Annotated in this window: 12 protein-coding genes; 8 read left to right on the top strand and 4 right to left on the bottom strand. The window is 72.5% G+C overall.

The genetic code is table 11. The annotated features are described in order from the left end of the window. Positions 1-47: 47 nt before the first annotated feature. Positions 48-974 (top strand): alpha/beta hydrolase, encoded by a 927-nt coding sequence (locus ACG2DA_RS19670; protein WP_395257990.1) that lies wholly within the window; start codon positions 48-50, stop codon positions 972-974. A gap of 19 nt (positions 975-993) precedes the next feature. Here the strand turns inward: ACG2DA_RS19670 and ACG2DA_RS19665 are convergent, their stop codons facing one another. Genes ACG2DA_RS19665 through ACG2DA_RS19655 form a run of 3 tightly spaced genes read right to left on the bottom strand, consistent with a single transcriptional unit; the run spans position 994 to position 3,559 of the window. Next, positions 994-1,860 (bottom strand): PQQ-binding-like beta-propeller repeat protein, encoded by an 867-nt coding sequence (locus ACG2DA_RS19665; protein ID WP_395257988.1) that lies wholly within the window; start codon positions 1,858-1,860, stop codon positions 994-996. 32 nt (positions 1,861-1,892) lie between these two features. After that, complete coding sequence (locus ACG2DA_RS19660; protein WP_395257986.1) at positions 1,893-2,912, bottom strand: DUF1559 domain-containing protein; 1,020 nt, start codon at positions 2,910-2,912, stop codon at positions 1,893-1,895. Continuing rightward, entirely contained in the window at positions 2,909-3,559 is a 651-nt protein-coding gene (locus tag ACG2DA_RS19655; protein ID WP_395257984.1) for a hypothetical protein, read from the bottom strand. The genes ACG2DA_RS19660 and ACG2DA_RS19655 overlap by 4 nt, the downstream gene beginning before the upstream one ends. A gap of 152 nt (positions 3,560-3,711) precedes the next feature. On the opposite strand from ACG2DA_RS19655, the gene ACG2DA_RS19650 reads away from it, so the two are divergent. Genes ACG2DA_RS19650 through ACG2DA_RS19635 form a run of 4 tightly spaced genes read left to right on the top strand, consistent with a single transcriptional unit; the run spans position 3,712 to position 6,837 of the window. Then, positions 3,712-5,511 (top strand): phosphoenolpyruvate carboxykinase (GTP), encoded by a 1,800-nt coding sequence (locus ACG2DA_RS19650; RefSeq protein WP_395257982.1) that lies wholly within the window; start codon positions 3,712-3,714, stop codon positions 5,509-5,511. Further along, positions 5,508-5,921, top strand: a complete 414-nt coding sequence (locus tag ACG2DA_RS19645; protein ID WP_395257980.1) for a hypothetical protein — start codon at positions 5,508-5,510, stop codon at positions 5,919-5,921. The genes ACG2DA_RS19650 and ACG2DA_RS19645 overlap by 4 nt, the downstream gene beginning before the upstream one ends. After that, positions 5,918-6,175 carry a hypothetical protein gene (locus ACG2DA_RS19640; RefSeq protein WP_395257978.1) on the top strand — a complete coding sequence of 86 codons (258 nt, stop codon included), beginning with the start codon at positions 5,918-5,920 and terminating at the stop codon, positions 6,173-6,175. The genes ACG2DA_RS19645 and ACG2DA_RS19640 overlap by 4 nt, the downstream gene beginning before the upstream one ends. Continuing rightward, positions 6,172-6,837 (top strand): hypothetical protein, encoded by a 666-nt coding sequence (locus tag ACG2DA_RS19635; RefSeq protein WP_395257977.1) that lies wholly within the window; start codon positions 6,172-6,174, stop codon positions 6,835-6,837. Before ACG2DA_RS19640 ends, ACG2DA_RS19635 begins: the two co-directional genes overlap by 4 nt. Positions 6,838-6,864: 27 nt before the next feature. Here the strand turns inward: ACG2DA_RS19635 and ACG2DA_RS19630 are convergent, their stop codons facing one another. Next, positions 6,865-7,575: a trimeric intracellular cation channel family protein gene (locus ACG2DA_RS19630; RefSeq protein WP_395257975.1), complete on the bottom strand. Its 711-nt coding sequence runs from the start codon at positions 7,573-7,575 to the stop codon at positions 6,865-6,867. A gap of 179 nt (positions 7,576-7,754) precedes the next feature. On the opposite strand from ACG2DA_RS19630, the gene ACG2DA_RS19625 reads away from it, so the two are divergent. From ACG2DA_RS19625 to ACG2DA_RS19615, 3 genes are all read left to right on the top strand, one after another. Beyond that, complete coding sequence (locus tag ACG2DA_RS19625) at positions 7,755-8,270, top strand: hypothetical protein (protein ID WP_395257974.1); 516 nt, start codon at positions 7,755-7,757, stop codon at positions 8,268-8,270. A 183-nt stretch (positions 8,271-8,453) separates the two neighbouring features. Continuing rightward, entirely contained in the window at positions 8,454-8,951 is a 498-nt protein-coding gene (locus ACG2DA_RS19620) for an SRPBCC family protein (protein WP_395257972.1), read from the top strand. Positions 8,952-9,226: 275 nt separating this feature from the next. Continuing rightward, the coding region (locus tag ACG2DA_RS19615) for a TadG family pilus assembly protein (RefSeq protein WP_395257970.1) at positions 9,227-10,261 on the top strand (1,035 nt) is incomplete at its 3' end.

The following is a 10,261-nucleotide window of genomic DNA, read 5'->3' as shown; positions in this document are numbered from 1 at the left end:
GCCGGCCTCCCGCCCCCGCATCGCTTTCGTCCCCGCCTGTTCCCGTCATGAAGTACGTCCTCACCGCGCTCGCCCTGTTGGCCACGGCCCTGCCCGCGGCGGCCCAGAACGACGACCGTCCCGGCCGCCGCGGCCCGGACCGGCGGGGCGGGGAGCCGCGGTTCGGCCGCCCGGTCGAACTCGCCCCCGACGACGTGCCCGCCCGCCCGGCCCCGCCCGCCGACATCGTCGCCCCGCGGGACGACGTGCCGCACGGCAAACTGGAGACGATCGAGTACGAATCGAAGACCGTCGGCACGACCCGCAAAATGCAGGTCTACACGCCGCCCGGCTACACGCCGGAGAAGACGTATCCCGTCCTCTATCTGTTGCACGGCATCGGCGGGGACGAGACGGAGTGGACCCGGTTCGCCCAGCCGAACGTGATGCTGGACAACCTGATCGCCGACGGCAAAGCGGTCCCGATGCTCGTCGTGATGCCCAACGGCCGTGCCCAGAAGAACGACCGGGCCGAGGGGGACGTGTTCGCCAGCGCCCCGGCGTTCGCCGTCTTCGAACGGGACCTGCTGGACGACGTGATCCCCGCGATCGAGTCCCGCTACAGCGTGAAGACCGACCGCGAGAGCCGGGCGCTGGCCGGGCTGTCGATGGGCGGCGGGCAGAGCCTGAACTTCGGCCTGACCCACCTCGACACGTTCGCCTGGGTCGGCGGGTTCTCCTCGGCCCCGAACACGAAGGCCCCGGCGGAACTCGTCCCGAACCCCGCCCAGACGGCCGAGAAGCTCGAACTCCTGTGGCTCTCCTGCGGCGCCAAGGACGGGCTGATGCGGATCAGCCGCGGGATGCACCAGTACCTGAAGGAACACGACGTGCCGCACGTCTGGCACGTGGACGACCACGGCCACGACGCCGCTCACTGGCGGAACACGCTGTACCACTTCGTGCAGGAACTGTTTCAGCCCGCAAAGGACTGACGGCCGCGGGGCCCACGGCTCACTCGCCCGGCAGCACGGCGACCGGGAGGGCGTTGCCGAAGCGGTCGAAGTCCTTGAAGCTCCAGACGAGCTTCTTGTCCGGCGTCACTTCGAGGATCTGCGGGTTCGTCGGGCCGGCGTGGCAGTTCACCACGACGGTGTTCCCGTTCGGCTTGCGGGTCGCCATCGTCACCCAGACGAGTTCCACGCCGGGCAGGTCGTCGGAGGTCAGTTCCCACACGATCTTCCCCTCGGGGTTCACCTCGATCACCCGGTGGCCGTCGCCGGTCCCGATGAGGGTGTTGCCGTTGGGCAGCCGCTCCACGCCGTAGACTTTCGAGCCGACGTCGTACGTCCAGACGACCGTGCCGTCGGCGGCGTACTCCCGCACGGCGGCGTCGTTTTCGTGGGCGACGAGGTACGTCCCGGCCGGCGTTTTACGGGCGAGGCGGGTGTCGCGGTGTTTGTCCGGGTTGTCGACGGTGAGGGGCACTTCGGCGCGGATCGAACCGTCTTTCTCGACCTCAATCAGCCGGCGTTTGCCGCTTTCGGCGATCAGCGTCGCCCCGTCGGGCAGGCGCTGGAAGGCGTGAATCTCGACCCCCTCCGGGGCGTCGTAGCGCCAGACGATCTCGCCGTCGGCGTCGGCTTCCAGCACGTTGCGGAAGTTCGTCTGAAACAGCGTGTGCCCGTTCGGCAGCGCGTGCAGGTCGTGGATCGCCCGGATCGGCGTGGACCAGACGGTCTCCCCGTCGGCGTTCACCTTGGCGAGGGTCCTCTTCTCGTAATCCCCCGCGATCACAGCCCGCGGCGGGCCGGTTTGCGCCTCCGCGGAATCGTCGAACGGCGTGAAAGCGAGCGGGGCGGCGAGCAGGAGGGCGAGCATGCCCCCAGCCTAGCGGGTCCGCCGGCGTGGGTTCACCACTCGCCGGGTTCGATCTCCTCCCCGCCGTCAGGCGTGGCGAGGGCCCTGACCGCGGCGGGGTCCGCGTGGTCGTTGAGCCATTGCACGCTGCCGTCCGCCAGCAGCACGTACACGCCACCGTTTCGCGGCGCCCCGAAGCCCCCGGGGGCGTTCAACCCGACGGCCGGATCCCGCGTGTTCGCCGGGTGGGCCCAGGGCAGGAAACCGTCGGCGATCTCCCCGGCCAGCATCGTGGTCACGGTCCCGTCTCGAAGGTCACGGAGTTGCAGGCCGTCTCCGTCGGTCAGCACGCGGCCGTTGCCGGCGTAGTGGGCGAGGGCGTAGCCGTCGGCGTCCTCTGTCGGCAGGCGGTAATACGGCGAGGCGAGGGCGTCCAGGGGTTGAGAGAACGGCTCCCGGTTGGCGGGGGAGCGCCACGGTTCGCCCCAGCGGACCTGCTCGGCGAGGGCGGCTTCGTCGAGGTACGGCAACAGCCGCGTCGCCCAGCCGTGTTCGGCCCGGCCGGCCGGGCCGTAGGTTCCGCCGGCGGGGAACTGTTTGTAAGTCGAATGGTAGTTGTGCAAAGCGAGGCCGACTTCCTTGAGGTCGTTCCGAACGAGCGACCCCATGCTCCCTTCCCACGGCTCGTTCAGCGGGACCGGCGAGCGGACCAGCCAGCCGATCTGGTGCCCGGCGCCGGTCGCGGCGACGCCGGCGGCGAACAGGCCGACCGTCAGCCCGCAGACCGCCGCCGTCGCCCGCCACCCCCACCCGCGGCCGACCTCGCCCCCTGACAGCCCCCAGCGGCCGAGGGAATGCACAACCGCCGCCAGCCCGGCCAGCAGCACGGCGAACGTCGCCACCCCGGCCGGGTTCACCGAGACCCGCGGCAGCGTCCGGCCGAGGAACGAGACCCACCCGAACAGCAGCCGCCCGGGCAGTTCCAGCAGGCCGCCGCAGCCGCACAGCACGAGCAGCGTCAGCAGCACGCCGGCGACGACGACGAGTTCCGTCCGGGTGAATCCCGCCCTCACGGTTCCGGCTCCGGCTCGGTATCCGGCTCTGGCTCTGGCTCGCCCAGCAACGTCTCCAGCACCTCCCGCGGGAGTTGGTGCACGGACCCGCCGACGAACAGCACGAACGGGTCCGCCCCGCCGTCGTCGGCAGTGAACAGATCCGGCTCGAACGCCAGCACGGCGCCGGCGTCCTCCGCGGTGCGGCCTTCAATCAAACGGTAGGTCCGCGGGGCCCGGCCGGGGATTGTGAGGACCTCGGCCGGCAGGTCGTCGCCGCGGTCGCGCCAGGCGGCGTAGAGGGCGGCGAGGCCGGCCCGGCGGCGGTCGCGGGCGACTTCGGGATCGGGCGGGGGAGCGTCGGTCAGTTCGTAGGTCCAGCCGGCCCGTTCCCAGGCGCCGGGGGTCAGCAGTTCGCGGGCGCCGGAGATCATCGTCAGCCCCAGCAGGAACACGAGCCCCCACAGCGCGGTCGCCGCCAGCGCCCGCTTGTAGGAGAGCCGCGGCAGCTTCGGAAAATCCTTCCGCAGCAGATTCCAGCAGCCCATTACGACCGCCGCGGCCAGCAGGAACCCGGCGAGGAAGAAGGAGATCGCGTCCAGCCGCACCGCGGCGGCGTCCGTCAGATCGAATCCCGGCATTCCGGCGAGCGGCGGGGGCGTTCCCATCCACAGATCGTAACCCGTTCGACCGTCCCGCGGCGATTTTAAACCCGCGCCGACACCCGCGGACCCCGGCGGTATGCTCGGGGGTTCCGCCCGCCACGCCCCCCGTCGCCCGCCCGGGGGCCGCCGCCACTCGCGCATCAGTCGCCCGGATCATGGACGCTCCCCACGGCTCTCCCGCCAAGGCCACCGAGTCCCCCGCCAAGGCCGCCGAGGAACTGAAATCGTGGGTGGCGGCCGTCGCCGCCCGCACCCGGCCGGACCACATCCACTGGTGCGACGGCTCCGACGCCGAGTACCGCCGCCTGACCGAGGCGATGGTCGCCGACGGCACGCTGATTCAGCTCAACGAGCGCAAGCGTCCCGGCAGCTTCCTGCACCGCAGCGATCCGGGGGACGTCGCCCGGTTGGAGGACCGCACCTTTATTTGCTGCGAAGACGAAGCGGACGCCGGCCCGCTCAATAATTGGAAATCGCCGGCGGAGATGAAGGCGGTCCTCGACCCGCTGTTCGAGGGCTGCATGACCGGCCGCACGCTGTACGTCGTGCCCTACGTGATGGGCCCGCCGGGCGGGGACGCGGCCAAGGTCGGCGTGGAAATTACCGACAGCGCCTACGTCGCGGCCAATATGCGCATCATGACCCGCATGGGCCGGGTCGCTTTGGAAGAACTGGCCCGCAAAGGCCATTTCACCAAGGGCCTGCACAGCACGGGCGACCTCTCCCGGGAGAATCGCTATATCGCCCACTTCCCGGACGAGGACCTCATTATGAGCTTCTCCTCGAATTACGGCGGCAACGCCCTGCTGGGGAAGAAGTGCCACGCCCTGCGGCTGGCCAGCGTGCAGGCCCGAAACGAGGGCTGGCTGGCGGAGCATATGCTCATCGTCGGGGTCACCAACCCGCAGGGGGAGACGACGTATATTGCCGGCGCCTTTCCCAGCGCCTGCGGGAAGACGAACCTGGCGATGCTCGTGCCCCCCGTCGCCGACCGGGCGAAGGGCTGGAGCGTGGAGACCGTCGGCGACGACATCGCCTGGCTGCGGTTCGGCGAGGACGGTCGGCTGTGGGCGGTGAATCCGGAGCACGGCTTCTTCGGCGTGGCCCCCGGCACCAGCGAAGACACCAACCGCAACGCCCTGGCCAGCTGCCGGGCGAACACGCTGTTCACCAACGTCGCCCTCAAGCCGGACGGCGACGTGTGGTGGGAGGGCCTCGAACAGGCCCCGCCGGAGTGCGTCGACTGGCTCGGCCAGCCCTGGACGCCGGCCGCCGACCATCCCGCCGCCCACCCGAACAGCCGGTTCACCGCCCCGGCCGGGCAGTGCCCGAGCATCAGCGACCGGTGGGAGGACCCGCAGGGGGTGCCGATCGACGCGATCGTGTTCGGCGGCCGCCGCAGCCGGGTGATGCCGCTGGCGTTCGAGGCCTTCGACTGGGAGCACGGCACCTACCTCGGGGCGACGATGTCCTCCGAGAAGACCGCCGCCGCCGAGGGCGCCGTCGGCGAGTTGCGGTTCGACCCGATGGCGATGCGGCCGTTCTGCGGCTACCACATCGCCGACTACTGGCGGCACTGGCTGGAGGTCGGGGCGCAGGGGGGCACCAAAATGCCGAAGGTGTTCCACGTCAACTGGTTCCGGCGGGGGGAGGACGGCCGGTTCCTCTGGCCGGGCTTCGGCGACAACATGCGGGTGCTGGAGTGGATCGTGGACCGCGTGCAGGGCGTCGGCGACGCCGTGGAGACTCCGCTGGGCTATCGCCCCACCCGCGAGGAGCTGCACATGGACGACCTCGGCGTCAGCGCCGCGGACGAGGCGGCCCTATTCGCCGTGAACCGCCGCGACTGGCTGGCCGAGTGCGACCAGCGGGACAAATGGTTCGACCTCTGCGGCGACCGCCTCCCGCCGGAACTGCGCCGGCAGAACGACGCCCTGCGGCAGCGACTGGGATGAGCCGCACCGCCCGACTCGCCCTGGGCTTTGGGGCGGTCGCGTGCGGGACCGCGTTCCTGCTGCTCGCCGCGACGCCCGGGTTCCCGGCACGAGCCCGGTGGGGCATGGCCGCGTGTGCGGGGTTCAACGCGCTGGTCGCCGCCGCGGCCCTGTCGCGGCGGACCCGGCCGTACGCGGTCCGGGCGATCGGTCTGCTGATCCTCGCGCTGTTCGCCGGGTACGTCACGGCGATGTGGCGGGCCGGCGGGTGGGCTGACGCGTTCAGGGCGACGTTGGGGCTGGTCGTGCTCGGGCTGCCGGCCGGGTACGTGGCCTGGACCGGCCGCTACCCGCGATGGGGACAATACGCCGAGGTCTTCGCGCCCGCGGCCGTCCCGCCGGCGAGTCCGACCGGTAGACTGCCCCCATGAGCCTGACCTCCCCCGACACCGCCCCGGACGCCGCCCGGGCGCTCGCCGACGGCCTGCGGCGGCAGAGCCCGGCCCGGAAGCTGGCGATGGTCGGCCAGTTGCACCGCACCGCCCGACTGCTCGCCGAAAGCGGTCTGCGGCGGCGGCACCCGGAGTGGTCGCCGGAACAGCTCCGTCGCGGCCTCGCCCGTAAGATGCTCGGCCCGGAGACGTTCCGAGTCTACGCCGCCGCCGTCGGCTGGGAGGAGCCGTGAGCGCTGGCGAGACGCCCGGCGGGTTCCGGCCGGATCAAACGCTGGACGAGTTTCTGTTGAGCGCCGGGGAACTGCTGGATTCGCTTCAAATTCCGTACATGGTCACCGGCTCGTTCGCCAGCAGCGTGCACGGCGAGCCGCGAATGACGCTGGACGCGGACCTCGTCATTGACCCGCCGAACCGCGGCGCGCTGGCCCGGCTGGTCGGCGCCCTTCAGCGGCAAGATTTCTACGTCTCCCCGGAGGCCGCGGCGGAGGCGTTCAAGAACCGGCGGATGTTCAATGCCATCAGCAACGTCACCCAATACAAGCTGGACCTGATCCTGACGAAAGACAACCCGTTCGATCGGGAACGGTTCGCCCGCCGAACCCGAACGCCGTTCTCCACCGGATCGCTCTGGGTGACCTCGCCGGAGGACATCGTCTTGGGCAAGCTGCTCTGGGGCCGGCAGATGGGCGGCTCGGAACGCCAGGAGCGGGACGTCGCCGGGGTGCTGATCGAACAGGGTGCCGCCCTGGACGACGCTTACCTCGATCGGTGGGCGGACGAGCTGGGGGTGCGGGCGGATCTGGACCGGGTGCGGGCCGTCGCCGCGCCGCTGACGCCGGAGGACGCCCCGGGCGAAGCGGGCGAAGCGGGCGACTCGTCCCCCCGGGCGTGACGCGGTTTGGGGTGCCGATCGGGGCGGCTACCGACGCCGGGCGGTCCCTTTGGAACGGCGGCGGCGCCGGGCCGCGGCGCGGCGGGGGTGAACGTCGACCGGGGCGAGGTCCTCCTCCGCGGTCGGCTCGACCGAGTCGCCGACCGGCTTCAGCCTCCACTGGCGTCGCACCGCGATCAGCCGGAGCACCACGATCGCCGCGACGGCGAACGGCTGCACGGCCCGCGGGTCGGCGCCGAGCTGCACCGGGATCAGAAAGCACCACGCCCCGAAGAACGCGCAACTGGCGTACAGCGGGGTGCTCGGCTTGAACAGGCTGGGCACGCGATTGCAGATCACCTCGCCCATCACCCCGCCGAAGGTGCCCGTCACCACGCCCAGCAGGGCGCTGACCAGCGGGCCGGCGCCCTCCTGCCGGGCGATGACCACCCCGGTGATGGCGAAGGTGCCCAGCCCCAGGGCGTCCGGGATGCGCAGCCAGCCCTCCAGCCGGGCGACCGGCCGCGGGGCGAGCACGCCGACGGTCACGATCGCGGCCACCACCACGACGTACCGCTCCCGGGCGATCCAGAACAGCGGGTGCCGGTCGAGCAGCAGGTCCCGCAGCGTGCCTCCGCCGAACGACACGATCACCGCCAGCGCCAGCGTTCCGACCGCGTCCATCCCATGCCGGGCCGACAGCCCGACCGCGTAGATCGCCGCGCTGACGACCGCGGCGTATTCGATGATCTGGACCAACGGGGGCGACCGGCGACGGGGCGGGGGCGGGCGGGGCGGGAAGACCGGCGGACCGTCGCCGGGCCGGTCGGGTTCGGCAAGCCGGCGGGGGGCGCCCCGGTCCGCGGGCGGGCGGGCGGCCGCTGGACCGGTCGGGGTTCGCCGCGGATAGTGACCCGCCCCCGCTTCCGGAGACCGCCGTGCCGTTCGACCCGCTGCCGACCGCTTTCGGGCTCTGGCTCGTCGCCGTCGGGGTCGTCGCCGTGTTCCTGCACCGGCGGGGGCGGGAGCGGGCGGAGGAGAAGGCCGCCCGCGGGGAGTTGGAGGACTGGGAACTCGACTTCCACCGGGCCCGCTACCGCCGCCGGGCGAAGGTGGCCGGGCTGCTGGTGTTCTTGGGCGTGGCGATTCCCGCCGGCGACGCCGCCCTCGCCGCCGCCGGTCCGGCCGCTCAGCCGTGGATGCCGGCCTACCTGGCGGTCCTGATGACCGGCGTGTGCGGTCTGCTGTTCCTCGCCGGGCTGGACTGGTTCGCCACGACGGTGCACACCCGCGACCGCCTGGCCGACGTGCGGGCCAAGCGGGTCGCCCTGGAGCACGCCCTCCGGGCCTACAAGGCTGAGGTGCAGAGTGCCGCGGAGCCGCGGCGGCCCGAGCCGGACGCCCCCGGCGTCGTCCCGCGGAACCGGCTGCGGGACTACTCCTTCGACGACTGAGGGGTGCGGACGGAGCCCGTCCCTCTCCGCCCCCGAGTCCGGCAGCCCGAGCACTGATCGGGGCGGGCGGCCGGGAGTCGCCGCCCCTCGCCCCCGGCCCCTTTCCCCCCTTTGAGGGGAGCGGGGAGTCGCCGGCTCGGGCCGTTATGCTCGGCGGGCCGTCCCCCTCACGCCCCCTGCCCGATGCCCGCGGTTCACGAGTTGGAGTTCAGCGTCGCCCTCGCCGCGACGCCGGCGGAGGTATTCGCCTGTTTGATCCGGCCGGCGGAGGTGATGACGCTGACCGACCCGAACGCCGGCGTGCGGCTGCTGAACGGGCCGGAGGTGATGGCCGAGGGCACCGCGAACGAACTGGAGGTCGTCGGCTTCGGCGTGCCGCAGCGGGTGGTCTACACCGTCACCGCCTTCGAGGACCGCGGCCCCGCCGGCGGGACTTTCACCGAGACGATGACCAAGGGCCCGCTGCCCGTCTTCGAGAACGACCACGCCGTGTCCCCGGCCTCCGGCGGGGAACCCGACGCCGGCTGCACGGTGCGCGAGACGTACCGGTTCGCCCCGCCCGGCGGCCTGCTGGGCTTCGTGCTGACGGCGGACCGGCTGCGGAGCGAGTTGGAGAAGGGCCTGGCGTACCGGCGGGCGGCGCTGCTGGAGCGGTTCGGCGCCGGTCCGACGGCCGGGTGAGCCGGGGATGAGCCGGGGATGAGCCGGCCGGGCGGCGTCAGGGACGCCGCGATCGGCACGACCGGATCGGGTTTCGGGCGACCGGCGGCGGGTTCGTCGCGCCGGGGCCGGCGGGGCGACCCAGCGTTGGGGCGGACGCCGGGATGCCCGCCGGCGGCCGCCGCGTTTCCCCCGGAGCCCCTCCCGTGCACGTCGTCCGCCGTCCCCCTCGCGCTGCGGTCCGCGGACCGGGCCGCCGTCCGGCCGGCGGGCCCGGCCCGGCGCCGCGGCGGGGGGTGATCCTGCCGCTGGCCGCGGCGCTGTTGGTGTTGGCGTTCGCCTTTCTGGCCTTCAGCATCGACGTGGGTTACGTGGCGATGACGCGGGGCGAGTTGCAGAACGCCGCGGACGCCGCCGCCCTCGCCGGCGCCGCCGAGCTGGCCGACGGCCCCGCCGCCGTCCGCCTGGAGGCCCAACGGATCGCGGCCCAGAACCGGGCGAACAACGACCGGGTGTACGTGCCTGAGGAGGACGTCTCGCTGGGCTTCTGGGACCTCGAGGCCCGCACCTTCGACCCCGACGCCCTCGCCCCCAACGCGGTTAAGGTGATCACCCGGCGGAACGACCAGGGACTGCTGTTCGGCCCGGTGATCGGTGCGGAGACGTTCGACGCCCGGACCGAGGCGGTCGCCGTGGTGCACCCGCGGGACATCTGCTTCGTGGTGGACCTCAGCGGGTCGATGAACGACGACACCGAGGTCGGCTGGGCGACGGACCTGCTGAACGACGCCTTCCGCGGTGCCGGCTACCCGAACATCGGCACGCAACTGGCGGAGGACCTGTTCGAGGACCTCGGCTTCGGCGAGTACCCCGGCCGGCTGGAGTACGTCGGCGGCGGGTTGGTGCCGGAGGACCGGTACGCCTACGCGAACCTCACGAAGGACGACGGCCCGCTCGCGAACTCCGCCGTGCCGCTGCGATACCGCATCCTGCCGACCGACGACGAAGCGGTCCGCAAACGGAAGTGCTACAGCGCGTTGATCGACCTTCAACTCCGCCCGCTGATGCCCGGGGTGGCGCCGCCGGCGGACTCGCTCCTGCACTACGCGTACTGGGAAAAGTACCTCGACTACGTGATCCAGGGCGTGCGGGTGGGCGTCGCCCCGCCGTCCCCGCCCCGGCCGCCCTCCGGGGGCGGCGGAGGCGGCGGCGGTCCGCGCCCGCCGAGTCCCCCGCCGCGGCCGACAGTCGGCTGGTTGGAGGAGGCCTTTCCCCACGACCTGCTGAACGAACGCCCGGCCGGCCCCGGCGCCGAGCCGGCCGGTCTCGCC

Source organism: Alienimonas sp. DA493 (assembly GCF_043951915.1).
GTDB lineage: Bacteria > Planctomycetota > Planctomycetia > Planctomycetales > Planctomycetaceae > Alienimonas.
Note: the sequence above shows the minus strand (reverse complement) of the source record. Positions and strands in the feature narration are given on the sequence as shown.